This window comes from Salinarimonas rosea DSM 21201 (assembly GCF_000429045.1).
In the GTDB taxonomy this organism is placed as follows: Bacteria; Pseudomonadota; Alphaproteobacteria; order Rhizobiales; family Beijerinckiaceae; genus Salinarimonas; species Salinarimonas rosea.
Map to the genome: position 1 here is coordinate 67,901 of NZ_KE386842.1, position 21,454 is coordinate 89,354.

General features: G+C 73.3%; 27 protein-coding genes. 15 read left to right on the plus strand and 12 right to left on the minus strand.

The features are described from left to right. Positions 1 to 8: 8 nt before the first annotated feature. The 5 genes from G407_RS0123555 (at position 9) to rpsU (ending at position 2,746) form a co-directional block, all read left to right on the plus strand. The gene (locus tag G407_RS0123555) at positions 9 to 479 is read left to right on the plus strand and encodes an HIT family protein (RefSeq protein ID WP_029032781.1); all 471 of its coding nucleotides are present in this window, start codon (positions 9 to 11) and stop codon (positions 477 to 479) included. An 82-nt stretch (positions 480 to 561) separates the two neighbouring features. Then, positions 562 to 819: a glutaredoxin 3 gene (gene grxC, locus G407_RS0123560; RefSeq protein WP_029032782.1), complete on the plus strand. Its 258-nt coding sequence runs from the start codon at positions 562 to 564 to the stop codon at positions 817 to 819. 10 nt (positions 820 to 829) lie between these two features. After that, positions 830 to 1,669 (plus strand): carbon-nitrogen hydrolase family protein, encoded by an 840-nt coding sequence (locus G407_RS0123565; protein WP_029032783.1) that lies wholly within the window; start codon positions 830 to 832, stop codon positions 1,667 to 1,669. A gap of 52 nt (positions 1,670 to 1,721) precedes the next feature. Further along, positions 1,722 to 2,237: a DUF1178 family protein gene (locus G407_RS0123570; protein ID WP_029032784.1), complete on the plus strand. Its 516-nt coding sequence runs from the start codon at positions 1,722 to 1,724 to the stop codon at positions 2,235 to 2,237. 263 nt (positions 2,238 to 2,500) lie between these two features. Beyond that, positions 2,501 to 2,746 (plus strand): 30S ribosomal protein S21, encoded by a 246-nt coding sequence (gene rpsU, locus G407_RS29700; RefSeq protein ID WP_043540452.1) that lies wholly within the window; start codon positions 2,501 to 2,503, stop codon positions 2,744 to 2,746. Positions 2,747 to 2,809: 63 nt separating this feature from the next. Here rpsU and ubiG read toward each other — a convergent pair whose 3' ends face one another. Together ubiG and G407_RS0123585 are read right to left on the minus strand one after the other, a co-directional pair. Further along, positions 2,810 to 3,586 (minus strand): bifunctional 2-polyprenyl-6-hydroxyphenol methylase/3-demethylubiquinol 3-O-methyltransferase UbiG, encoded by a 777-nt coding sequence (gene ubiG / locus G407_RS0123580; protein ID WP_029032785.1) that lies wholly within the window; start codon positions 3,584 to 3,586, stop codon positions 2,810 to 2,812. Positions 3,587 to 3,667: 81 nt separating this feature from the next. Next, positions 3,668 to 3,925 carry a DUF1674 domain-containing protein gene (locus tag G407_RS0123585; protein ID WP_084327769.1) on the minus strand — a complete coding sequence of 86 codons (258 nt, stop codon included), beginning with the start codon at positions 3,923 to 3,925 and terminating at the stop codon, positions 3,668 to 3,670. A 122-nt stretch (positions 3,926 to 4,047) separates the two neighbouring features. Here G407_RS0123585 and htpX point away from each other — a divergent pair, with 122 nt between their 5' ends. From htpX to G407_RS30825, 3 genes are all read left to right on the plus strand, one after another. Beyond that, positions 4,048 to 4,974, plus strand: coding sequence for a zinc metalloprotease HtpX (gene htpX / locus G407_RS0123590; protein WP_029032787.1), 927 nt, complete (start codon positions 4,048 to 4,050; stop codon positions 4,972 to 4,974). A gap of 77 nt (positions 4,975 to 5,051) precedes the next feature. Next, positions 5,052 to 6,416 (plus strand): RsmB/NOP family class I SAM-dependent RNA methyltransferase, encoded by a 1,365-nt coding sequence (locus tag G407_RS0123595; RefSeq protein WP_029032788.1) that lies wholly within the window; start codon positions 5,052 to 5,054, stop codon positions 6,414 to 6,416. Positions 6,417 to 6,773: 357 nt separating this feature from the next. After that, positions 6,774 to 7,121, plus strand: a complete 348-nt coding sequence (locus G407_RS30825) for a phage tail protein (protein WP_052341814.1) — start codon at positions 6,774 to 6,776, stop codon at positions 7,119 to 7,121. Between the two features lie 47 nt (positions 7,122 to 7,168). Here the strand turns inward: G407_RS30825 and G407_RS0123605 are convergent, their stop codons facing one another. Continuing rightward, positions 7,169 to 8,551 (minus strand): class II 3-deoxy-7-phosphoheptulonate synthase, encoded by a 1,383-nt coding sequence (locus tag G407_RS0123605; protein ID WP_029032789.1) that lies wholly within the window; start codon positions 8,549 to 8,551, stop codon positions 7,169 to 7,171. Positions 8,552 to 8,764: 213 nt separating this feature from the next. On the opposite strand from G407_RS0123605, the gene G407_RS29710 reads away from it, so the two are divergent. Continuing rightward, positions 8,765 to 9,400, plus strand: coding sequence for a TetR/AcrR family transcriptional regulator (locus G407_RS29710; protein WP_052341815.1), 636 nt, complete (start codon positions 8,765 to 8,767; stop codon positions 9,398 to 9,400). 101 nt (positions 9,401 to 9,501) lie between these two features. Continuing rightward, positions 9,502 to 10,686 (plus strand): DUF418 domain-containing protein, encoded by a 1,185-nt coding sequence (locus G407_RS0123615; protein WP_029032790.1) that lies wholly within the window; start codon positions 9,502 to 9,504, stop codon positions 10,684 to 10,686. A gap of 10 nt (positions 10,687 to 10,696) precedes the next feature. Here the strand turns inward: G407_RS0123615 and gor are convergent, their stop codons facing one another. Genes gor through rpiA form a run of 3 tightly spaced genes read right to left on the minus strand, consistent with a single transcriptional unit; the run spans position 10,697 to position 13,400 of the window. Then, a complete protein-coding gene (gene gor, locus G407_RS0123620) occupies positions 10,697 to 12,064 on the minus strand; it encodes a glutathione-disulfide reductase (protein WP_029032791.1) in 1,368 nt (455 codons plus the stop codon). A gap of 37 nt (positions 12,065 to 12,101) precedes the next feature. Then, positions 12,102 to 12,665, minus strand: a complete 564-nt coding sequence (locus G407_RS29715) for a DUF2059 domain-containing protein (protein ID WP_052341816.1) — start codon at positions 12,663 to 12,665, stop codon at positions 12,102 to 12,104. Between the two features lie 36 nt (positions 12,666 to 12,701). Next, positions 12,702 to 13,400, minus strand: coding sequence for a ribose-5-phosphate isomerase RpiA (rpiA, locus tag G407_RS0123630; RefSeq protein ID WP_029032792.1), 699 nt, complete (start codon positions 13,398 to 13,400; stop codon positions 12,702 to 12,704). A gap of 208 nt (positions 13,401 to 13,608) precedes the next feature. On the opposite strand from rpiA, the gene G407_RS0123635 reads away from it, so the two are divergent. Beyond that, positions 13,609 to 14,394: an SDR family NAD(P)-dependent oxidoreductase gene (locus G407_RS0123635; protein ID WP_029032793.1), complete on the plus strand. Its 786-nt coding sequence runs from the start codon at positions 13,609 to 13,611 to the stop codon at positions 14,392 to 14,394. A gap of 394 nt (positions 14,395 to 14,788) precedes the next feature. Next, positions 14,789 to 15,013: a hypothetical protein gene (locus tag G407_RS0123640; protein ID WP_029032794.1), complete on the plus strand. Its 225-nt coding sequence runs from the start codon at positions 14,789 to 14,791 to the stop codon at positions 15,011 to 15,013. 25 nt (positions 15,014 to 15,038) lie between these two features. Here G407_RS0123640 and G407_RS0123645 read toward each other — a convergent pair whose 3' ends face one another. Continuing rightward, positions 15,039 to 16,268: an NAD(P)/FAD-dependent oxidoreductase gene (locus G407_RS0123645; protein ID WP_029032795.1), complete on the minus strand. Its 1,230-nt coding sequence runs from the start codon at positions 16,266 to 16,268 to the stop codon at positions 15,039 to 15,041. A gap of 162 nt (positions 16,269 to 16,430) precedes the next feature. Here G407_RS0123645 and G407_RS0123650 point away from each other — a divergent pair, with 162 nt between their 5' ends. Both G407_RS0123650 and G407_RS0123655 read left to right on the plus strand, forming a co-directional pair. Further along, positions 16,431 to 16,910 (plus strand): UPF0262 family protein, encoded by a 480-nt coding sequence (locus G407_RS0123650; RefSeq protein WP_029032796.1) that lies wholly within the window; start codon positions 16,431 to 16,433, stop codon positions 16,908 to 16,910. Positions 16,911 to 16,914: 4 nt separating this feature from the next. Next, positions 16,915 to 17,358 (plus strand): arsenate-mycothiol transferase ArsC, encoded by a 444-nt coding sequence (locus G407_RS0123655; RefSeq protein ID WP_029032797.1) that lies wholly within the window; start codon positions 16,915 to 16,917, stop codon positions 17,356 to 17,358. Between the two features lie 14 nt (positions 17,359 to 17,372). On the opposite strand, the gene G407_RS0123660 is transcribed toward G407_RS0123655, so the two are convergent. The 5 genes from G407_RS0123660 to galU all read right to left on the minus strand — a co-directional run bounded on the left by G407_RS0123660 (position 17,373) and on the right by galU (position 20,226). Then, positions 17,373 to 17,699, minus strand: a complete 327-nt coding sequence (locus tag G407_RS0123660) for a HepT-like ribonuclease domain-containing protein (RefSeq protein WP_052341852.1) — start codon at positions 17,697 to 17,699, stop codon at positions 17,373 to 17,375. A gap of 32 nt (positions 17,700 to 17,731) precedes the next feature. Then, the gene (locus G407_RS0123665) at positions 17,732 to 18,028 is read right to left on the minus strand and encodes a nucleotidyltransferase family protein (protein ID WP_029032799.1); all 297 of its coding nucleotides are present in this window, start codon (positions 18,026 to 18,028) and stop codon (positions 17,732 to 17,734) included. 45 nt (positions 18,029 to 18,073) lie between these two features. After that, on the minus strand, positions 18,074 to 18,409 hold the full coding sequence (locus tag G407_RS0123670) for an AzlD family protein (protein WP_029032800.1): 336 nt from the start codon (positions 18,407 to 18,409) through the stop codon (positions 18,074 to 18,076). Next, positions 18,402 to 19,121 carry an AzlC family ABC transporter permease gene (locus tag G407_RS0123675; RefSeq protein ID WP_052341818.1) on the minus strand — a complete coding sequence of 240 codons (720 nt, stop codon included), beginning with the start codon at positions 19,119 to 19,121 and terminating at the stop codon, positions 18,402 to 18,404. The genes G407_RS0123670 and G407_RS0123675 overlap by 8 nt, the downstream gene beginning before the upstream one ends. A 244-nt stretch (positions 19,122 to 19,365) precedes the next feature. Beyond that, positions 19,366 to 20,226 (minus strand): UTP--glucose-1-phosphate uridylyltransferase GalU, encoded by an 861-nt coding sequence (gene galU / locus G407_RS0123680; protein WP_029032802.1) that lies wholly within the window; start codon positions 20,224 to 20,226, stop codon positions 19,366 to 19,368. 162 nt (positions 20,227 to 20,388) lie between these two features. On the opposite strand from galU, the gene galE reads away from it, so the two are divergent. Further along, a complete protein-coding gene (galE, locus tag G407_RS0123685) occupies positions 20,389 to 21,393 on the plus strand; it encodes a UDP-glucose 4-epimerase GalE (protein ID WP_029032803.1) in 1,005 nt (334 codons plus the stop codon). The last annotated feature ends 61 nt before the right edge of the window (positions 21,394 to 21,454 follow it).

Genomic DNA, 21,454 nt, shown 5'->3' on the forward strand with positions numbered 1-21,454 from the left:
GGGTTGCGATGGCCGAGGACCGCGTCGATCCACACTGCCCCTTCTGCCGCATCGCGCGCCGGGAGATCGGGGCGAGCATCGTCTGCGAGGACGCCCGCCTCGTCGCCTTCCTCGACATCATGCCGATCCGGCCCGGCCACGTGCAGATCGCCCCGAAGGCGCACTACCCGACCTTCGAGGTGCTGCCGCCCGACCTCGCCGCCGAGATCCTCGCGCTCGGGCAGCGCCTGGCGCGGTCGATGAAGAGGCTCTACGGCGTCGAGCGCGTGGCGTTCCTGTTCTCGGGCGGCGACGTCGCGCATGCGCACGCGCACCTCGTGCCGATGCACGAGAAGACGGACATCACCTCGCGCCGCTACATCGCCGACGAGGACCTGAGCTTCCAGGCGCTGCCGCGCGCCGGCTCCGACGAGCTGGAGGAGACCGCGCGGGCGCTTCGCGGCGCGCTCGCGACGGAGGACGGCGCCGTGCAGCCGTGAGCGTGCACGAGCGGGCACCGTTCGTCTGGCACGGCACGGGGTCGTGCCTATATGGTTGGATCGCGAAACGAACGAGGCCGCGATGAAGCCGATCGAGATCTACCTGCGCTCCTGGTGCCCCTACTGCACGGCCGCCCGGGCGCTCCTCGACGAGAAGGGCGCCGCCTACACGGTGATCGACATCGAGCGCGAGCCAGAGCGCCGGCGCGAGATGATCGATCGCGCCAAGGGCCGCACGACGGTGCCGCAGGTCTTCGTCGGCGAGACGCATGTCGGCGGCTTCGACGACCTCTCGGCGCTCGACCGCGCCGGGCGGCTCGACCCGCTCCTGTCCGCGTGAGGAGGCCCGCATGAGCCGTCTCGTCGTCGCCTGCGTCCAGATGCGCTCCGGGCGCGATCCCGTCGCGAACCGCGAGGCCGCCATCGCCGGCGTCGCCGCTGCGTCGGACGCGGGGGCCGCCTACGTGCAGACGCCCGAGATGACCGGGCTGCTCGAGCGCGACAAGGCCGCGCTCTTCGACAAGATCCGCACGCAGGAGGAGGACGAGACCATCGCGGCGCTGCGCGCCGTCGCCCGCGCCCGCGCGATCACGGTCCATATCGGCTCGCTGGCGATCCGGGTCGGCGACAAGGTGGCGAACCGCGCGGTGCTGATCGGGCCCGACGGCGAGATCGTCGCCACCTACGACAAGATCCACCTCTTCGACGTCGACCTGCCCAACGGCGAGACCTGGCGCGAGAGCGCGACCTATGTCGGCGGCGAGAGGGCGGTCCTGGCGCAGACGCCGGTGGGCGCCATCGGGCTGTCGGTCTGCTACGACATTCGCTTCCCCTACCTCTACCGCGCCTATGCCGAGGCCGGCGCCGAGATCCTCACCGCGCCCGCGGCCTTCACCCGGCAGACCGGCGAGGCGCATTGGCGCACGCTCGCCCGGGCGCGGGCGATCGAGAACGGCGCCTTCTTCGTCGCCGCCGCCCAGGGCGGCCGGCACGAGGACGGGCGCGAGACCTGGGGGCACTCGATCGTGGTCGATCCGTGGGGACGCGTGCTCGCCGAGGGCGACGCGGAGCCGGGGCTCGTCGTCGCCGAGATCGACCGCGAGGCGGTCGCCGAGGCGCGCCGGCGCGTGCCGAGCCTGCGCCACGGGCGCCCCACGCCGCTCGTCCGTGCCGGCGGGGCGTCGGCATGACGCCGCTGCGCGCCTTCGGAATTCGTTCGCTGCCGACCCGCATCCTCGTCCTATGATCCGCTACGCGCTGGCCTGCTCGTCCGGCCACCCCTTCGAGAGCTGGTTTCCGTCCTCGGCGTCGTTCGAGGAGCAGGCGGCGCGCGGGCTCGTGGCGTGCCCCGTGTGCGGCGCCACGCGCGTCGAGAAGCAGATCATGGCGCCCTCGGTGGCCCGTACCGACCGCGGGCCGCGGGAGAGCGCGCCCGAGCCGGCGGCGGACGCGCCGCCGACGGGCATGCCCGTCGTCCCCGCCCCGTCCGAGCACGGGCCGCCGACGGCGCCGCCGGTCGCGCTCCTGTCGGAGGCGCAGCGCGAGATGCGCGAGGCGCTCCGTCGCCTGCGCGCCCACATCGAGGCGACCGCCGAGAACGTGGGGCGCGCCTTTCCCGAGGAGGCGCGCCGCATCCACGCGGGCGACGCCCCCGAGCGGCCGATCATCGGCCAGGCCGACCGCGACGAGGTCGCCGAGCTGATCGAGGAAGGCGTCCCCATCGCCCCGCTGCCGATCCTGCCGAACGAGCGGAATTGACGGCGAGCCTTCACGGCTTGCATTTCCCGCCCGAAAGCCCATAATCGAGCTTTCCCGCTCGGCCCGTTCCGCGCGGGCATCGTGCTGGCTCGCCTCTCGCGGCCGGCTGGGGCCGAAGGCGGCTCCGACCCACGGGTCCGTCGGACCCCGCCCGTGCCTCGACTCGTTCGCTCATCCGAGTCCGGCCGCCCGGCATTCGCCGGGAGCGCGATCGTCATCGATTCAGTCGGCGCCCGGCGCCGCGCAACACGAGGAGAGAGTTTTTGCAGGTACTCGTTCGCGACAACAACGTCGACCAGGCACTGCGCGTGCTCAAGAAGAAGATGCAGCGCGAAGGCGTCTTCCGCGAGATGAAGAAGCGCCGCTCCTTCGAGAAGCCCTCCGAGAAGCGTGCCCGCGAGAAGGCCGAGGCCGTGCGCCGCGCCCGCAAGCTCGCCCGCAAGCAGGCCCAGCGCGAGGGGCTGCTGCCCGTGCGCAAGAAGGCCGCCGCCGCCCCGGGCCGCCGCTGACCCGGTCCGCCTGCGACCCGCACCCTCGTCTCGCCGGCCGTGCCGGCGGCACGACGGCGGGTCTCAGCCCGCCGGGCGCTCCGCGAAGGCCATGTAGTTCACGGCCGTGTCGCGGGAGAGGCCCCAGGCGTCCTGGAGCGGATTGTAGGTCACGCCCGTCACCTCGCGCACGGCGAGCCCGCCGGCGCGCATGGACGCCTCCAGCTCGGCGGGCGTGACGAACTTGTCCCACTCGTGGGTGCCCTTGGGCAGCCAGCGGAGCACGTATTCCGCGCCGACGATGGCGAGTCCCCACGCCTTGAGCGTGCGGTTGAGCGTCGCCATGAACAGGAGCCCGCCCGGGGCCACCGCCCGCGCGCAGGTGCGCACGAAGGCGTCCGGATCGGGGACGTGCTCCACGACCTCCATCGAGATCACGACGTCGAAGCGCTCCCCGCGGGCGACGACCGCCTCCACCGTCTCCTGCTCGTAGGACACGGCGACGCCGGCGCGCTCGGCGTGGAGGCGCGCGACCTCGACGTTGGTCGGCGCCGGGTCGAGCCCCCGCGCCTGCGCGCCGAGCCGGGCCAGCGGCTCGGTGAGGAGCCCGCCGCCGCAGCCGACGTCGAGCAGCGTCAGGCCGTCGAGCGGCGCGCCGTCCTTCGGGTCGCGCCCGAAATGCGCGGCGACGTGGTCGCGGATGTAGGCGAGGCGCACCGGGTTGAACTTGTGGAGCGTGCGCATCGGCCCCTTCGGATCCCACCAGGTGCGCGCGATCTTCTCGAAGCGGGCGACCTCCTGCGGGTCGACGGCGGCGGCTTGCGTGTCCGCGTGCGGCTCGTGGTGTGCGGCGGGGCTCATCGGCTGGACCTTCTGGAACGCGACCGCGCCTCGTCTCGCCCGCACGCCCCCCGCGGTCAAGGGCGCGCCGGATGGCGTCGGTCACGAGAAGTCGCAGGCGATGCCCTTGATCTCCCAGTCGGCGTAGCGCACGGGCTCGAGCCCGCCGCGCCCGGCCTTCTCGGGCTCGGCGGCGATCTCCGCCGCGCGGGCGTCGATCGCCGCGCGGCGCGCCGCGGCCTCCTCCAGCGCCCGGCGCGCGGCCGGGGAAAGGGCCTTGCCGGGGGCGGCCCCCGGCAGCTCCGCCGCGGCGTCGACGGTCGCGTCGACCTGCGGGGCGTCGTCGTTGGCGTCCTGCATCGTCTCCCTCTCGTACGATCGGTCCGGCCGCGCTCGAGACGGGCCTTGCCGGAACCGCCGCGGCGATCCCACATTCTCGGTCGGACCTTGATATAGGCGCGCTCCCCCGGAGGTACACCACGATGAACGTCGCCAAGACGGCCCTGCTCCTCGCCGCGCTGACCGCGCTGTTCGGCGTCGTCGGCTACTGGATCGGCGGATCGGGCGGCATGCTGATCGCGCTCGGCCTCGCGGCGGCGACGAACCTCTACGCCTGGTGGAATTCCGACCGGCTCGCGCTGAAGGCCCATCGCGCCCGCGAGGTCGACGCGCGGACCGCGCCCGAGCTCGTCGGCCTGGTGGAGGATCTCGCCCGGCGCGCCGACCTGCCGATGCCGCGGGTCTACCTCATCGACAACCCCCAGCCGAACGCCTTCGCCACCGGCCGCAACCCGGCGAACGCCGCGGTCGCGGCGACGACGGGCCTCCTGCGCAGCCTCTCGCGCGAGGAGGTCGCCGCGGTGATGGCGCACGAGCTCGCCCACGTCAGGAACCGCGACACGCTGATCATGACGGTGAGCGCCACGCTCGCCGGCGCGCTCGCCACGCTCGCGCAGTTCGGCTTCCTCTTCGGCGGGCGCGAGCGGCAGAACCCGCTGGCGCTCATCGCCATGATCGTCCTCGCGCCGCTGGGGGGCATGATCGTGCAGATGGCGCTCTCGCGGGCGCGGGAATACGAGGCGGACCGGATCGGCGCGGAGATCTGCGGCAACCCGCTCTGGCTCGCCTCGGCGCTCGAGAAGATCGCCGGCGGCGTCGCGCGCAACGTCAACCCGGACGCGGAGAACCACCCGGCGACCGCGCCGCTCTTCATCGTGAACCCGCTGAAGGGCGGGGCCATCGACGGCCTGTTCTCGACCCATCCCGCGACGGCGAACCGCGTCGCCGCCCTCGTCGCCATGGCGCGCGAGACGGGCTCCGAGGCGGGGATCGGCGCGGGCGCGAGCCCGTCGGCGGGCCCGTCTGCAGGCCCCTGGGGCGGGACCCGCTCGCGCGGGCCGTGGGGATGAGGTAGAGGGCAGGGAGAACGATCGTCGCCGCGCGACGCGCGGGATCGACGCACGAGCTTGTCGAAGGAGACGGACCAATCGTGGCGGATACCCAGCCGGGCCTCGGCGCACGCCGGCTCGCCTTCGAATCGTTGGAGGAGACGCTGCGGGCGCGCCGCGCCCTCGACGACGTGCTCGCCGCCCGCGCGCCCGCGGCGGCACTCGACGCGCGCGACCTCGGGCTGGCTCGCGCCATCGCGGTCACCGCGCTGAGGCGGCTCGGCACGATCCGCGGGGCGCTCGCCGAGCGTCTGGCGGCGCCCGTGAGCGATCCGCGGCTCGAGGCGCTCCTCGTCGTCGGCGCCGCGCAGGTGCTGTTCCTCGACGTGCCGGACCATGCCGCCGTGGGCACCGCGGTCGATCTCGCGCGCGAGGAGAAGCGGCTCGCGCGGGCGAGCGGCCTCATCAACGCCGTCCTGCGCCGCGTCGCGCGCGAGCGCGAGGCAATCCTCGCGGACGCCGAGGCGGACGCGATGCGCGACGTCCCCGCGTGGCTCGCCGCACGCTGGCGCGCCGCCTGGGGCGAGGAGACGGCGGCGGCGATCGCCCGGGCGCACCGGAGCGAGGCGCCCCTGGACCTCACGCCGAAGCCCGACGCCGCGGCCTCCGCCGAGACCTCCGCCGAGGCCTCCGCCGAGGCCTGGGCGGAGCGGCTGGACGCGCGGCTCCTGCCCACGGGGACGCTGCGCGTCGGCGCGCGCGCTCCGGTTCCGGAACTCCCCGGCTACGCGGAAGGCGCCTGGTGGGTGCAGGACGCCGCCGCCGCCCTCCCCGCACGGCTGCTCCACGCAGGTCCGGGCGAGCGCGTCGCCGACCTGTGCGCGGCCCCCGGCGGCAAGACCGCCCAGCTCGCCGCGACGGGCGCCAGCGTGCTCGCCGTCGACCGGTCGGCGAAGCGCCTGGCGCGGCTGTCGGAGAATCTCGCTCGCCTCGGCCTTCGTGCGGAAACCCGGGCGATCGACGCGCTCGCGCTCGAGCCGGACGCCGGGTTCGACGCGGTCCTGCTCGATGCGCCCTGCTCCTCCACGGGGACGCTGCGGCGCCATCCGGACGTCGCCTGGACGAAGAGCGAGGCCGACGTGGCGAAGCTCGCCGGGCTGCAGACGCAGCTCCTCGACCGGGCGGCGGGGCTGACCCGCCCGGGCGGGCGCCTCGTCTATTGCACCTGCTCGCTCGAGCCGGAGGAGGGCGAGGCGCAGGCCGAGGCCTTCCTCGCGCGCCATCCGAGCTTCGCACGCGATCCCGTTCGGGCCGAGGAGATCGGCGGCGCCGCGGCGCTCGTCGACGCGGCTGGGAACCTGCGGGCGCTTCCGCATCTCGGCGTCGCGCCGGACGCGCCGGGTCTCGACGGGTTCTTTGCCGCCCGATTCGTGCGCTCGACATCAGCCGACCCGGGGTCGTGAGGCGAAACGTCGCGGCACCTGTGCCGCGGAACGGAGATGATCGAAGGTCGTACGATCGGCGGGCCCCGGCAGGCGCGACAGACGTCCGGCCGCCGTCCCGCCCGGCTTTCCCGGCTCGCGCGAGGCCGGGCGCGGCCGCGTTGCAGGGCCTTGCGGTTGCGTGTAATCGCCAGATGCAGCGCTACTATCCGGACGCGAACGTCACCGTCGCGTTCGAGGAGCGAACGCTCGGCTCGCCCGAGGCGAAAGCAGGAGTTTCGTGCCGAATGCCAGGGTTGACGGAAAGTCTCCCCTGCTCAATTTCCCGCTCGAGGCAGCGAGGCGGCCGCACGTGCTGCGAGCCAGGAGAGCGGACCGATGGAGAGCCCGTATCTCGGGACGATCATGATGTGGGCGGCGGACTACGCGCCGCGGGGCTGGGCGTTCTGCTACGGGCAGGTGCTCGACGCCCGCCAGCACAAGGCGCTGTTCGTGATGCTGCGCGAGACCTTCGGCGGCGACGGCGAGACCAGCTTCCGGCTGCCGGACTTCGTCGGCCGCACCCCCGTCGGCGCGGGGCTGCTCGGCAGCGGCGAGGAGATCGCGCTGGGCGCGGCGAGCCCCGTCCTGCGCGGCGGCCAGACGCCCGGCTGCGGGCTGCTGCGCGGGGCGCTCGCCGTGAACTACGTCATCTGCATCGACGGCCGCTTCCCCGAGCCGGCCTGAAACGCAGCGGGCGGGCGCGCCGGTCGCGGCGCGCCCGCCCGAGCGCGTCACTCCGCGGCTTCGACCTGCGGCCGCTCGCGGCCGACCTCGCGCTTGATCAGCTCGGCGGTCAGGAAAGCGATCTCGAGCGCCTGCTCGGCGTTGAGGCGCGGGTCGCAGTAGGTGTGGTAGCGGTCCGAGAGGTCGGCGTCGCCGAGGCCGCGGGCGCCGCCGGTGCACTCGGTGACGTTCTTGCCCGTCATCTCGAGGTGGATGCCGCCGGCATGCGTCCCCTCCGCCTGGTGGACGGCGAAGAAGTTGCGCACCTCCTGCATGATCCGGTCGAACGGCCGGGTCTTGTAGCCCGAGCCCGCCTTGATCGTGTTGCCGTGCATCGGGTCGCAGGACCAGACCGGCGTGCGCCCGGCCTTCTTCACCGCGCGCACGAGCGCCGGCAGATGGTCGAAGACCTTGTCGGCGCCGAAGCGGCAGATCAGCGTCAGGCGCCCGGGCTCGTTCTTCGGATCCAGCGCGTCCATCAGACGCAGCAGGTCGTCCGCCGCGAGCGAGGGGCCGCACTTGAGCCCGATCGGGTTCTTCACGCCCCGCGCGTACTCGACGTGGGCGTGGTCCGCCTGGCGGGTGCGGTCGCCGATCCAGATCATGTGGCCCGACGTGGCGTAGTAGTCGCCGGAGGTGGAGTCGACGCGGGTGAGCGCCTCCTCGTAGCCGAGCAGCAGCGCCTCGTGGCTGGTGTAGAACTCGGTGTTCTTCACCTCGGGATGGCGATCCGCCTCGATGCCGATCGCCTTCATGAAGGCGATCGCCTCGGTGATGCGCTCGGCGACGTCCGCATAGCGCGAGCTCTGCGGGCTGTCCTTGATGAAGCCGAGCATCCAGCGATGCGCGTTCTCGAGGTTGGCGAAGCCGCCGGTGGCGAAGGCGCGCAGCAGGTTCAGCGTCGCCGCCGACTGGCGGTAGGCGTCGAGCTGGCGCCGGGCGTCCGGCCTGCGGCTGTCGGGCGTGAAGGCGATGTCGTTGACGATGTCGCCGCGGTAGCTCGGCAGCGTGACGCCGTCGACCGTCTCCTCGTCGGAGGAGCGCGGCTTGGCGAACTGGCCGGCGACGCGGCCGATCTTCACCACCGGGCAGGAGCCCGCGAAGGTGAGGACCACCGCCATCTGCAGGAAGACGCGGAAGAAATCGCGGATGTTGTCGGCGGAATGCTCGGCGAAGCTCTCGGCGCAGTCGCCGCCCTGGAGCAGGAACGCCTCGCCGCGGGCGACCGACGCGAGGCTCGCCTTCAGCTTGCGCGCCTCACCGGCAAAAACGAGGGGCGGAAACCCCGCGAGCTGACCCTCGACCTCGCGCAGCAGGTCCTGGTCCTCGTAGGCCGGCACCTGCCGAATGGGCTTGCCCCTCCAGCTGTCGGGCGTCCAGCGCTCGCTCATCGTCCTCGCTCCTCGCTCATCGCGCGTCCCCGCGCGTCCGGTGTCCTCGTGACGGGGGCCGCCCATGCCCGGGCGGAGCGGCCTTATAGCCGCTTTGCGACGCCGACGCGAGCCTCCGTCGCCGCCTTGCGTGGAATCACGGAGCCACGCAACGATCTTGCGCATCGGCACCGGACATTTACAAAAGCGATCGCTCGCGTATATAAGAGCGTCATGGCCCAGAACGCACCCCGCCGCGGCCCCGGCCGCCCCGTCGACCCGCGCGCCCGCGCCGCCCGCCGCACCCACATCCTGGCATCCGCCCGGCGCTGCTTCCTGGCGCGCGGCTTCCACGCCGCCAGCACCGCCGACATCAGCCGCGAGGCGGGCGTGAGCGTCGCCAACCTCTACCAGTACTTCCCGTCGAAGGAGGAGCTCGTCCTGGCGATGGTGGAGGAGGATCTCACCGGCGATCTCGCCTTCTTCGCGCATCTGTTCGGCGGCGCCGACGGCTTCCTCGCCAGCGTCGAGGCGGCGTTCGCGGCCCTGGCGGAGGCGGGGCGCGCGCGCGACGAGCTCGGTTTGCGCGCCGAGATCTTCGCCGAGGCGTTGCGCAACCCGCGCGTCCACGAGGCGCTGGCGCGCTCGCAGGAGAAGCTCCTCACCGCGCTCGCCGAGCGCGTCGCGGCAGCGGTCGCCCGCGGCGAGATCGCGCTCGCCGACGGCGTCGCGGCGCGCGACGTCGCCGCCCTGCTGTTCACCCTGGCCGACGGCGTCTACTCCGCCGGCGGCCTCGATATTCTCGACGGGGCGCGCGCCGCACGCTGTACGCGCCTCCTCCTCGCCCGCGCGCTGACACCGGCGGCCTGACCCGGGCCAAGACCGCAGTCCGCAGTCCGCAGCCCGCTCGTAGCCCGAAATTGAGCGATGCCTCGCTCATAAAAAACCGACCGCCCGCCCCGGAGCCCTGCATGTCCCTCGTCACCCCCGCCGAACGCCCCACCCGCGACCGCAGCATCGACGCCCTGCGCGGCTTCGCGCTGATGGGCGTCGTCGTCGTCAACGCGCCCGCCTTCGCCGTGCCCATCGACGCGCTGCCGGCGCTGGCGACGCTCGCCGACCGGCTCGCCACCTGGGCGACGCTGGCCTTCGGTGCCGGCAAGTTCTTCCTGATCTTCTCGTTCCTCTACGGCTTCGGCCTCTCCGTCGCCCTCGATCGCGCCGCGCGCCCGGGCGGATCGCCGGCACCGCTGCGGCGGCGGCTCGCGGCCCTGCTCGTCATCGGCGCAGCGCACGCGACGCTGTTGTTCTACGGCGACATCCTGGTGCTCTACGCGGTGCTCGGCGCCGCGCTCCTCGCCCTGCGGGGCGCGCCGCCACGACGGCTCGCGGCGATCGCCGCGGCGAGCTTCGCCCTCGCGGTCGTCGCGCAGGCCGGGATCGTCGCGCTCGCGCTGTCGCAGAGCGCGACCCTCGGGCCGGTCGAGCGCATCGACGGTGTCGGCTATCTCGGAGCGTTCGCGGACACGGTCGCGGCGCGGCTCGCGGACCTGCCGAGCGCGATCGTCTTCCTCCTCGCCTTCAACGGCCCCGCCGCCTTCGCCATGGTGCTCGCCGGGCACCTGGCGCACCGCTCCGGCGCCTTCCCGCCGAGCCCGGAGCGCCTCGCCGGGTGGATGCGCCGGGCGCCGCTGGCGCTCGCGGCCGGCGGGCTCGCCGCCATGGCGGCGGCCGCGGCGCTCGTCCTCGCCGTCGTCGCCCCGGGCACGCTGGGCATGCCGGCCGTCGTCGCGGCCGCCGCCGGGCTGGGGCTCTCGGCGCCCGTCCTCTCCCTCGGCCTCGCCGTGAGCGTCCTCGCCGCCGCGCGCCGGCATCCGGACCACATCCTGGTGCGCGCCTTCGCGGTGGTGGGGGAGAGCTCGCTGTCGGGCTACCTCCTCCACTCGCTCCTGCTCGGTGCGGTGTTCCTCGGATGGGGGCTCGGACTGTGGGGCGGGCTCGGCTCGGCGGCGATCCTCGCCATCGCGCTCGCCACCTACGCCTCCATCGTCGGCATCCTCGCCCTGTGGCGACGCGCCTTCGCGCACGGGCCGATGGAGATGGTCATGCGCCGGATCCTGAAGGGCGGCGGCGCCCCGCGCGCCGCGCGCTCCTGAGCCCGCCGCCTCAGCGGGCCCGCGTGCGCATGGTGACGAGCTCCTCCGCCGCCGTCGGGTGCACGGCGACGGTGCGGTCGAAGTCCGCCTTGGTCGCGCCCATCGTCACGGCGACACCGGCGAGCTGGATCATCTCGCCGGCGTCGCGGCCGAGGACGTGGAGCCCCATGACCACGTCGCTCCGCGCGTCGACGACGAGCTTCATGTAGACCGGGTCGTCACGTCCCGAGAGCGTCGCCCGCATGGAGCGGAACGCGGTCTCGTAGATCGCGACCTCCCCCGTGCGCTGGCGCGCCAGCGTCTCCGAGCAGCCCACCGTGCCGATCTCGGGCGTCGAGAACACGGCGGTGGGGATGATCTCGTGGTCGACCATCCGGGGCGTGCCGCCGAACACCGTGTCGGCGAAGGCGTGCCCCTCGCGGATGGCGATCGGGGTAAGCGCGGCGCGGTTGGTGACGTCGCCCACCGCCGAGATCGACGGGACGAGCGTGCGCGAGTAGCCGTCGACGATGATCTCGCCGCCCGCGCCCAGCGCGACGCCCGCCGTCTCGAGCCCGAGCTCCGCGGTGTTCGGCTTGCGGCCGGTGGCGACGAGCACCCGGTCGAACGTGCCGCTCGACCCGTCGGAGAAGCGCGCGGCGATGGCGCCGTCCGCGTCGCGTGCCAGCCGCTCCAGCGTCGTGCCGAAGCGCAGCGCGACGCCCTTGCGGGCGTAGGCCGCGCCGAGGCGGTCGCGCAGGTCCTCGTCGAAGCCGCGCAGGAGCTTGTCGCCGCGCAGCGACATCGTCACCTGGGAGCCGAGCCCGGCGAAGATGCCGGCGAACTCGACGCCGATGTAGCCGCCGCCGACGACGAGGATGCGCCGCGGCTGCTCGGGCAGGTCGAAGATCTCGTTCGAGGTGATCCCGAGCTCGCCCCCGGGGATCTCCGGCTCGAGCGAGGGCCGCGCGCCGACGGCGACGAGGATGTGGCGCGCGCGGAAGACCTCGCCGGTGGAGAGCAGGCGCACGGCGTGCGGCCCCTCGACCACCGCCCGGCCGTCCATGACGCGCACGCCCGCCTTCTCGAGGTTGGTGCGGTAGACGCCCTCGAGCCGCGTGATCTCGCGCTCCTTGGCGGCGACGAGCGCCCGCCAGTCGAAGGTCGGTGCGCCCACGCTCCAGCCGTAGCCGGCGGCGTCGGCGAAGTCGTCGGAGAAGCGGGAGGCGAGCACCATCAGCTTCTTGGGCACGCAGCCGCGGATCACGCAGGTGCCGCCGTAGCGGAACTCCTCGGCGATCGCGACCGTCGCGCCGTGGCCCGCGGCGATGCGCGCCGCGCGCACCCCGCCGGAGCCGCCGCCGATGACGAACAGGTCGAGATCGTAGTCGCCGCTCATCGCGCGGGTCTCCTCGTGCGGGCGCGCCGGTCCGTGCTCACTGCGGGGCCGCCGCGGGCGCCTCGCCAGCGGCCTGCGCCTCGCGGCGCGCGACCATCTCCGCCTGGACGCGGATCTGCAGGTACTCGTTGAGCTCCTGCGACCACGCCTGCATCTCCGAGATCAGCCCGTCGAGGATCGCCGGCTGCACCTCGACGTAGCGGCGCCCGGCCTCGCTGTCGAAGAAGGCGGCGATCGCGGTCAGCTCCTCCTCCGAGAGGCGCGAGGCGATGACGCGCGCGGCCCGGTTCTGCATGGCGCGACGCTGCAGCTCCATCTCGGGGCCGAGCTCGCGGAGCACCGCGCTCGCGTCCTCGAGGAGCGCGGGGTTGCGGCCGTACTGCCGCAGCAGCCCTTCCTGCATCTGCGGGATGACGGCCTCGAAGGAGCGCGCCATGCCCGAGGAGGCGACGACCCGGCGGGCGACGGCGAGGTGGCTGTCGGAGAACTGCGCCTGGGCGGCGGGGGTCGCCTCCGTCTGCGCGCGGGCGCCGGTCGTCGCGGCGCCGGCCAGCGCGACGGCGACGGCGAGCGTGGAGGCGGCGAGAAGGGGTCTCAACATGGTGCGGATGGCTCCGGATTGTCGGGATTGTCGGTGTCAGAGGTCGCCCAGGGTGACGAGGCCGTCCTCGGTGGCGATCACGGCCCCCGTGGCGAGCCCCAGGAAGAGGCCGTGCTCGACGACGCCGGGAACGGTGGCGAGCGCCGCCGCGAGCGCGTCCGGCGCGTCGATTCGGCCCAGACGCGCGTCGAGGATGAAATGGCCGCCGTCGGTGAGGTAGGGCGTATTGTCCGTGGCGTTTCTGAGGCCGAGCGTGCCGGCCGCGCCGGCCGCGGCGATCGCCCGCTCCACCGCCCGGCGGGTCGCGCCGAGCCCGAAGGGCACGACCTCGATGGGCAGCGGGAAGGCGCCGAGCGTGGCCACGCGCTTCGACGCGTCGGCGATCACCACCATGCGGCGCGAGGCCGCGGCGACGATCTTCTCGCGCAGCAGCGCCCCGCCCCCGCCCTTGACGAGGTTGAGCGCGTCGTCGAGCTCGTCCGCCCCGTCGACCGTGAGGTCGAGCTCGGGGAACTCGTCGAGGGTCGCGAGGCGGATGCCCTCGGCCTCGGCCTGCGCCCGCGTCGCCTCGGACGTCGGCACGCCCACGACGTCGAGGCCGCCGCGCACCTTCTCGCCGAGCAGGGCGACGAAGTGCTTGGCGGTCGAGCCGGTGCCGAGCCCCAGCCTCATGCCGGGCTCGACGAGGGCGAGCGCACGCGCGGCCGCGTCCCGCTTGAGGGCGTCGGCGCTCATGACGGCGCTCCGGTGGTCGCACGTAGGCTCGAGGGCATGGTGGCTGGCATCCCGGTCTCGTCGGATGCCGGTCCTTAACATGCGTGGGGGACGCGGGGAAAGCGCCCGTGCGCGCCGTCGTCCGGCGCCGCGTCCGGCCGCCCCCGTCCGCACCCCCTTTTCCGCCGCCCGCGCGCGGGCTAGACCGGGCGCGACACGGAGGATTTCCATGCAGCTTTCAGACGTCTCCGCCGCCATCGTCACCGGCGGCGCTTCCGGCCTCGGAGAGGCCACGGCGCGCCGGCTCGCGCAGGCCGGCGTCAAGGTCGCGCTGTTCGACCGCGACACCGCCCGCGGCGAGGCGGTCGCCGCCGACATCGGCGGCCTCTTCTGCGCCGTCGACGTCACCGACGAGGCGACGATCGACGCCGGCCTCGAGAAGGCCCGCGCGGCGCACGGCGTCGAGCGCCTGCTCGTCAACTGCGCCGGCGTCGCGCCGGGCAAGCGCACCGTCGCCAAGAAGCGCGACACCGGCGCGCTCGTCGCCCACGACGTCGAGACCTTCGCCCGCACCGTGCAGATCAACCTCGTCGGCACCTTCGCCATGATCGCCAAGTGCGCGACGGCCATGGCCGGGCTCGATCCCGTCACCGCCGACGGCGGGCGCGGCGTCGTGGTGTCGACGGCATCCGTCGCGGCGCAGGACGGGCAGATCGGGCAGGCGGCCTACGCGGCCTCGAAGGCCGGCGTCGTCGGCCTCACCCTGCCGGTCGCGCGCGACCTCGCCGGCGTGGGCATCCGCGTCGTGACGATCCTGCCGGGCCTGTTCGAGACGCCGATGTTCGCCTCCGTCCCGGAGGACATCCGCAAGGCGCTGGAAGCGGGCGTGCCCTTCCCCTCGCGCCTGGGCAAGCCGTCGGAATACGCCGCGCTCGTCACGGCGATCGTCGAGAACGACATGCTCAACGGCGAGACGATCCGCCTGGACGGCGCGCTGCGCATGCAGCCGAAGTGACGGAGGTCGGGTGACGGACGTCGCGGCCGAGCCGGCAGCGGCGAAGAATGCGCAGCACTCCCGAGAAGCAGGCCGCCGCCCTTCTCCCTCCCCTCGTGGCCCCCGATGAGGGAGGAGCGGGTCCCACCCCGTCGGGGCGGGGACGGCGAGCGCAGCGAGCCAGGGGCGGGGTCCCCCCGGCTCGACGCGTCCGATTACGGCTCCGCCGAAGCGCGCCCGTCGGCGCACCCCCTCCGTCTCGTCGCCTTCGGCGCCGATCCATCTCGCCCGATGGGGGAGGAGCGAGCCGGGGGCAGGGTCGCGTGCCGAGCGGCGGCTTGATCTCGCTCAACGCGCGGATCGCACGGCGGCGCCATGGTGCCGCCGCATCGGCATTCGTCCCGCGAGGCTCCTCATGCTCAAGCTCGCCGTCCTGATCTTCATCCTCACCGCCCCGACCTTCGCGGGCACGCTCGTCATCGGCGTTCTCACCGCGGACATGGGCCTCGACAGCGCCATGCCGATCGTCGTCGCCGCGGCGCTCGGCGTCCTCGCCGCGGTGCCGGCGAGCTGGCTGATCACGCGCGCCATCCTCGGCAACCAGAAGCCGGGCGGCGATCCCGAGCACCGCCGCGCCTGAGCGCGCACCGTCGGGTCGCGCGCCGTCAGATGACGTTGCGCTCGACGTCGCGCCGGCCGTCCGCCACGCGCGCGAAGCCGAGATCGGAGAGGTCGAGGGTCGCATAGCGGCCCTCGACGATCCATTCGGCGAGCCCGCGCCCCACCGCCGGGGCCTGCTGCAGGCCGTGGCCGGAGAAGCCGTTGCAGACGAGGACGTTGTCCGGGCCGAACGGCGCCACGGGGCCGATCAGCGCGTTCGAGTCGAGCGCGCACATGTCGTAGGGGCCGGCCCAGGCGGCGCCGGGGCGGATCGCCTCGAAGGCGGGCACCCGCGCGGCGAGCGCGGGCCAGATCCGCTCCTCGAAATACGACCAGTCGACCGCCTGCGACGCCGGATCGTCGTCGCGCCAGGCGAGCCGCTCGTCCTCCTCCGGCCTCGGCGAGACGCCGCAGATGAACCGGCGGCCCTCCGCGCTCTCGCCCTCCGGGCGCACGTAGACGCCCGAGGTGTCGATCAGGAGCGGGCAGTTCGGCACGTCGCCGCGGCACGAGAAGCCGAAGACGTAGCGCGGGCGCGCGAACACCGGCAGGTCGAAGCCCGCCATCGCCGCCACCGCACGCCCGCCGGCGCCCGCGCAGTCGACGAGGGTGCCGCAGGCGATCCGCGCCCCGTCGGCCAGGACCGCGTGCGTGATGCGCGAGCCCTCGCGCACGAGGTCGACCACCTCGCCGGCGACATAGTCGGCGCCGAGCGCCTTCGCCTTGCGCCGGAACGCCTGGAGCAGGCCCCAGCCGTCGAACCAGCCCTCGCCCGAGAGCCCGAGCGAGCCGAGCACCACGTCCTCTCCCGGGTTCAGCCAGGGGAAGCGGGCGACGAGGGCGGCGGGGTCGAGGAGCGCCACGTCCGCGCCCTCGGCACGCTGGAGCGCGTGCGCCGCGCGCATGCCGTCCTCCTGGGCGGCGTTGGCGAGGTAGAGATAGCCGCCCTCCGTCAGCCCGATCTCCGGCGCCTCGCCGTCGACCGCGAGATGGTCGCCGATCGCCCGCAGGAAGCGGATGCCGTGGAGCGAGATGCGCACGTTCACCCCGCTCGTGAACTGGCTGCGGATCGAGGCTGCCGACAAGGCCGAGGCCGAGCGGGCGTAGGTCGAATCCTTCTCGACCACGACGACGCGGCCCGCGAAGCCGGGATGGGCGAGGAGATGGTAGGCGAGGGAGGAGCCCATGGCGGCTCCCCCGACGATGAGGACGTCTGCGGTCTGCGGGCTCGGCACGGCTCTCGGTCCTGTCCTGGTGTCCGGGCGGGACGGGAGCACGGAACGCCGCGCCCGCCAAGGCGCGAAAATCCGCGCTCCCCATGGACCTTCCAGCGCGGGCCTTTCGCGGGGCGCGCCGGCGCGCTAGGGTCGCGGCGCGCGGTGCGGGACGGAGCGACCATGGCCGACAGCAAGGGAAAGGGGCTCGTGCGCGTCGTGCTCGACGAGGCCTCGATCGGTCGCGGCAACCCCGATCAGGAGCACGAGCGCGCGGTGGCGATCTGGGACATCGTCGAGGCGAACCATTTCGCCGTGCCCGGGCGCGACGACGGCCCCTACGCGCTCAAGCTCGGGCTCGTCGAGAGCAAGCTCGCGTTCGAGATCCAGACGCAGGACGGCACGCCGGTGATGACGCACCTCCTCTCGCTCACGCCGTTCCGGCGCGTGATCCGCGACTATCGCACCGTGTGCGAGAGCTACTACGCCGCGATCCGCACCGCCTCCCCGCAGAAGATCGAGGCGATCGACATGGGCCGCCGGGGGCTGCACAACGAGGCGGCGGAGCTGCTGGTGGAGCGGCTCGCCGGCAAGGTCGACATCGACTTCGACACGGCGCGGCGCATCTTCACGCTGATCTTCGCGCTGCACTGGAAGGGCTGAGCCCGTGGCGTCGGCGGACGAGCGCGTCCATTCCGTGCTGTTCGTGTGCAACTTCAACGCTGTGCGCTCGCCGATGGCGGAGGGGCTGGCGCGCCACTTCTTCGGCCGCTCGACCTACGTCCAGTCCGCGGGCGTGCGCAAGGAGGAGGCGCCCGACCCGTTCATGATCGCGGCCATGGACGAGCTCGGCATCGACGAGTCCCGCCACCGCTGCCGCACGCTGGACGAGCTGGAGGAGTACGAGGGGCTGAGCTTCGACCTCGTCGTCAGCCTCACCCCGGAGGCCCACCACGCGGCACTGGAGCTGACCCGCTACCTCGCCGCCGACGTGGAGTACTGGCCCACCCCCGACCCCACCCTCGAGACCGGCACCCGCGAGCAGCGGATGGACGCCTACCGCGCGACGCGGGACTGGCTGATGGAGCGGGTGAAGGCGCGGCTGAAGTGAGATGGGGCGAGGTCCTACTCGCTCGAGCCGCTAAGATCTCTTCTCCGCTCGATGCTTCTGAGTGCCACGGCCAGCTTCGGCAGGTCGACGGTCGCCACGTTCCAGATGATCCTGCGCGAGATGCGATGATACTCGTGGCGCAGGACGTTTCCGATGGAATGAACCGCCCGCCAAGGAATGTCGGCGTGCTGCGCCTTCTCCGAGTCGGGTAGATGGCGTGATGCTTCGGAGACAATCTCCAGTCCGCGCTCTATGGCACGAGCGAGGACCCAATCGGCTTCCAGATCAGCGAGGGACTTCCCACGGCACGCTTCGTCGATGTGATCGATCGCTTCGAGCATCTCGTCGAGGACGATATCGATCGGCCGGCTCGTCAAAACACCTGCACCGCGTTCCGCTCGATCTCCCCGCGCAGCCTCGGGTGCAGGCTGTCGCGGGTGGTGACGTCCACTGGTCGCTGCAGCGCCTCCTCGAGGTAGAGCTTGATGCCCACGAGGTCGAAGAGCGAGAAGCGGCTGTCGTGATCGTAGTCGAGGAAGAGGTCGATGTCGCTGTCGGGCCGGGCGTCGCCGCGCGCGACCGAGCCGAACAGCCAGAGCGCGGACGCGCCTCGCGCCTTCACGGCGTCGGCGTGGCGCGACAGGTCGGCGATGATCGTGTCCCGCTCCATGCGGGCATCATGCCGAAGGACGGGCCGGAAAGGAAGTGTCGCGCCTCACAGCCCCGCGAGCCGCGCCAGCGACACCGCCGCGAGCCCCGCCGCGACGCCCGCGAGCTCGAAACGCACGAGCGCCATCGTCGCGATCGCGGCGGCGAGCCCCAGCACCGCGGGCGCGCCGGACTGGGCGGCGATCGGCAGGATCGTGGCGACGACGATCGAGCCCGGCAGGGCCCTGAGCGCCCGGTCGATGCGCGGCGTGATGCGCATGCGGCTCATGAACAGGATGCCCGACGCCCGGCACAGGTAGGTCGCCCCGGCCATCAGCGCGACGGCGAGGTAGTCCGCCGCCGGGTGGGCGAGGAACGCCGAGGCGAGCGCACCCTCAGCCATCGCGCAGCGCTCCCGCCAGCGCGCCGGCGAGCGCGCCGACGATGATGAAGGCGTAGCCGTCGACGAGCGCGCTCGTCGCGAGCGCCACCGCGCCCGCGACGATCCAGGGGATGGCCGGGGAGAGGCCCTTCCACAGTGGCACGAGCATCACCGCGAAGAAGATCGGCATGACGAGGTCGAGCCCGAAGGCGTCGGGCCGGGTCACCAGCGCGCCGGCGAGGAAGCCGGGGACGGTGGCCAGCACCCACAGGACCCACAGCATCGCGCCCGCGCCGAGGATCACACCGAGATCGCGCCCGCCCTCGCCGTGGTAGCGCGTGGCGACGAGCCAGTTGGCGTCGACGAGGACGAAGAAGTTGAGGAGCCGGATGCCGCGGGGCATCGCCTTCACGTGCGGCGCGATCGCCGCGCCCATCAGCACCATGCGCCCGTTGATCGTGGCGGTGACCGCCACGAGGTAGGCGAGCGTCGGCCAGGTCCAGACCTCCCGCCACAGCTCCAGCGCCACCATCTGCGAGGCGCCGGCGAAGACGAAGGCGGAGAGCGAGAGCGTCAGCCAGACGTCGAAGCCCTTCTGCGCCGCCGCCGCCCCGAAGGCCGTGCCGAAGACGATCACGCCCGGCACCAGCGGCAGGGTGAGCCGCATGCCGGTTCGGGCGCCCGCCAGGGTGAGGGGCGGCGGGCCGGCGTCCTGCGGGCTGGGGTCGGGCATGGGCCTCGGGTCTCGGGTGCGATGGCGGTGATCGTCGCTTTCGTCATCGCTCTAGGCCGAGGACCGGGCGCGGACAATCGCACCGGATGCGCACCGGGCATGCGCGCCGGCCCGCGCCGACGAGGGACGAGCCCGGCGTCGCGTCCGCCGGACCGAACGGCCCCACCGCCCGCACTTCGCGCGGACTCCTCCCCTCCGGGAGGGCGACGACGCCGCCCGCGGGCTCAAGTCGAGCCCGCGCGCGTCACCCCGTCAGCCGCGCGATCTCCCGGCGCAGCGCCGGCGCGAGCTCCGGGTCCTCGAGACCGTAGGCGAGGTTCGCCACGAGGAAGCCGATCTTCGAGCCGGTATCGTGGGTGGTGCCGTCGTAGCGCATGCCGTGGAAGTCCTGGGTGCCCATCAGCGTCTTCATCGCGTCGGTGAGCTGGATCTCGCCGCCGGCGCCGGGCTCCTGGCGCTCGAGCACGTCGAAGATCTCCGGCTGGAGGATGTAGCGGCCCGAGATCATCAGGTTGGAGGGCGCGTCCTCCACCTTCGGCTTCTCGACCATGCCGGAGATGCGGAAGGTGCGGCCGTGGTCCTCCGCCACCGAGAGAATGCCGTATTTCGAGGTCTCCTCCATCGGCACCTCCTCGGCGGCGATGATGTTGCCGCCGTGGCGCTCGTAGGCCTCGAGCATCTGCGTCATGCAGCCCTTCGACAGCATGTCGGGCAGGATCACCGCGAACGGCTCGTCGCCGACGATCTCGCGGGCGCACCAGACGGCGTGGCCGAGCCCGAGCGGCGCCTGCTGGCGGGTGAAGCTCGTGGCGCCCGCCTTCGGCAGATCCGCCTTCAGCCCGTCCAGCGCGGGCTTCTTGCCGCGCGCCTCGAGCGTCGCCTCGAGCTCGTAGGAGATGTCGAAATGGTCCTCGATCGCCGCCTTGTTGCGGCCGGTGACGAAGACGAAGTGCTCGATCCCCGCCGCCTTCGCCTCGTCCACCACGTGCTGGACCACCGGCCGGTCCACCACCGTCAGCATCTCCTTGGGTACCGCCTTGGTGGCGGGCAGGAAACGGGTGCCGAGCCCGGCGACGGGAAGGACTGCCTTGCGGATGCGCTTCATGACGTTGGTCCTCGCTGGTCTTTCGCGGCCGCCGGTTCCGCCGGCTGGCCGCGCCCGGTCGGCTTAACGGCTCCTCGAGCTGTCGCGTTGCATGGTCTCCCGACCCGGGCTTTGCGGCACCATGCCAGAGGCCCGCGCGTGGCGTAAAGGCGGGAGCGGATCATGACGGTGCTGGTGACGGGCGGTGCGGGCTACATCGGGGCGCATGCGGTTCTCGCGCTCGCGGACGCAGGCGAGGACGTCGTCGTCCTCGACGATCTCTCAACAGGCGTCGCGGAGGCCGTGCCAGACGGCGTCCGCCTCGTCGTCGGGGACGTCGCCAACGCCGCGCTGGTGACGCGCATCGTGGCCGAGCACGGCATCCGCGAGATCATGCACTTCGCCGCGAAGATCGTGGTGCCGGACTCCGTCGCCGACCCGCTCGGCTACTACGAGGCCAACACGGTGAAGACGCGCGCCCTCCTCGCGGTGGCGGTCGCCGCCGGCGTCGAGCGGCTCGTCTTCTCGTCCACCGCCGCCGTCTACGGCGAGCCCGACCTGCCGCTGATCGGCGAGGAGTGCGCGCCCGCGCCGATCAACCCGTACGGCCGCTCGAAGCTGATGAGCGAGTGGATGATCCGCGACACCGCCGCCGCTCACGGCCTCGACTACGCGGTGCTGCGCTACTTCAACGTCGCGGGCGCCGATCCGCGCGGGCGCGCCGGCCAGTCGTCGCGCAGCGCCACGCACCTGATCAAGGTCGCGGCGCAGGCGGCGCTCGGCGCCCGGGCCGGACTCTCTGTCTTCGGCACCGACTACCCGACGCCGGACGGCACCTGCCTGCGCGACTATGTCCAGGTGAGCGATCTCGCCGACGCCCACCTCGCGGCGCTGCGGCACCTGCGCGCGCAGGGCGGGCGGCTCACCCTCAATTGCGGCTACGGGACCGGCGCCTCCGTGCACGAGGTGGTCGAGACGATGCGCCGGATCTCCGGCCTCGCCTTCCCCGTGACCGAGGCGCCGCGCCGCCCCGGCGACCCCGCCGCGCTCGTCGCCGACGCGACGCGCATCCGCGAGGTGCTGGGCTGGGAGCCGCGCTACGCCGATCTCGACACGATCGTCGCCCAGGCGCTCGCCTGGGAGCGGCGGCTCGGCAACGGCGGGGAGCGGGTGCGCGCCGCGGGGTGAGCGCCGCGGCTTAATCCCATCTTCACCATACTCTGGTGGCATCCGGCGCAACGCGTTAGTC

Coding starts and splice junctions, on each gene's coding strand:
- G407_RS0123555 (WP_029032781.1), top strand. CDS start 9: ATGGCCGAGGACCGCGTCGATCCACACTGCCCCTTCTGCCGCATCGCG.
- grxC (WP_029032782.1), top strand. CDS start 562: ATGAAGCCGATCGAGATCTACCTGCGCTCCTGGTGCCCCTACTGCACG.
- G407_RS0123565 (WP_029032783.1), top strand. CDS start 830: ATGAGCCGTCTCGTCGTCGCCTGCGTCCAGATGCGCTCCGGGCGCGAT.
- G407_RS0123570 (WP_029032784.1), top strand. CDS start 1,722: ATGATCCGCTACGCGCTGGCCTGCTCGTCCGGCCACCCCTTCGAGAGC.
- ubiG (WP_029032785.1), bottom strand. CDS start 3,586: ATGAGCCCCGCCGCACACCACGAGCCGCACGCGGACACGCAAGCCGCC.
- G407_RS0123585 (WP_084327769.1), bottom strand. CDS start 3,925: ATGCAGGACGCCAACGACGACGCCCCGCAGGTCGACGCGACCGTCGAC.
- htpX (WP_029032787.1), top strand. CDS start 4,048: ATGAACGTCGCCAAGACGGCCCTGCTCCTCGCCGCGCTGACCGCGCTG.
- G407_RS30825 (WP_052341814.1), top strand. CDS start 6,774: ATGGAGAGCCCGTATCTCGGGACGATCATGATGTGGGCGGCGGACTAC.
- G407_RS0123605 (WP_029032789.1), bottom strand. CDS start 8,551: ATGAGCGAGCGCTGGACGCCCGACAGCTGGAGGGGCAAGCCCATTCGG.
- G407_RS29710 (WP_052341815.1), top strand. CDS start 8,765: ATGGCCCAGAACGCACCCCGCCGCGGCCCCGGCCGCCCCGTCGACCCG.
- G407_RS0123615 (WP_029032790.1), top strand. CDS start 9,502: ATGTCCCTCGTCACCCCCGCCGAACGCCCCACCCGCGACCGCAGCATC.
- gor (WP_029032791.1), bottom strand. CDS start 12,064: ATGAGCGGCGACTACGATCTCGACCTGTTCGTCATCGGCGGCGGCTCC.
- G407_RS29715 (WP_052341816.1), bottom strand. CDS start 12,665: ATGTTGAGACCCCTTCTCGCCGCCTCCACGCTCGCCGTCGCCGTCGCG.
- rpiA (WP_029032792.1), bottom strand. CDS start 13,400: ATGAGCGCCGACGCCCTCAAGCGGGACGCGGCCGCGCGTGCGCTCGCC.
- G407_RS0123635 (WP_029032793.1), top strand. CDS start 13,609: ATGCAGCTTTCAGACGTCTCCGCCGCCATCGTCACCGGCGGCGCTTCC.
- G407_RS0123640 (WP_029032794.1), top strand. CDS start 14,789: ATGCTCAAGCTCGCCGTCCTGATCTTCATCCTCACCGCCCCGACCTTC.
- G407_RS0123650 (WP_029032796.1), top strand. CDS start 16,431: ATGGCCGACAGCAAGGGAAAGGGGCTCGTGCGCGTCGTGCTCGACGAG.
- G407_RS0123660 (WP_052341852.1), bottom strand. CDS start 17,699: ATGCTCGAAGCGATCGATCACATCGACGAAGCGTGCCGTGGGAAGTCC.
- G407_RS0123665 (WP_029032799.1), bottom strand. CDS start 18,028: ATGGAGCGGGACACGATCATCGCCGACCTGTCGCGCCACGCCGACGCC.
- G407_RS0123670 (WP_029032800.1), bottom strand. CDS start 18,409: ATGGCTGAGGGTGCGCTCGCCTCGGCGTTCCTCGCCCACCCGGCGGCG.
- G407_RS0123675 (WP_052341818.1), bottom strand. CDS start 19,121: ATGCCCGACCCCAGCCCGCAGGACGCCGGCCCGCCGCCCCTCACCCTG.
- galU (WP_029032802.1), bottom strand. CDS start 20,226: ATGAAGCGCATCCGCAAGGCAGTCCTTCCCGTCGCCGGGCTCGGCACC.
- galE (WP_029032803.1), top strand. CDS start 20,389: ATGACGGTGCTGGTGACGGGCGGTGCGGGCTACATCGGGGCGCATGCG.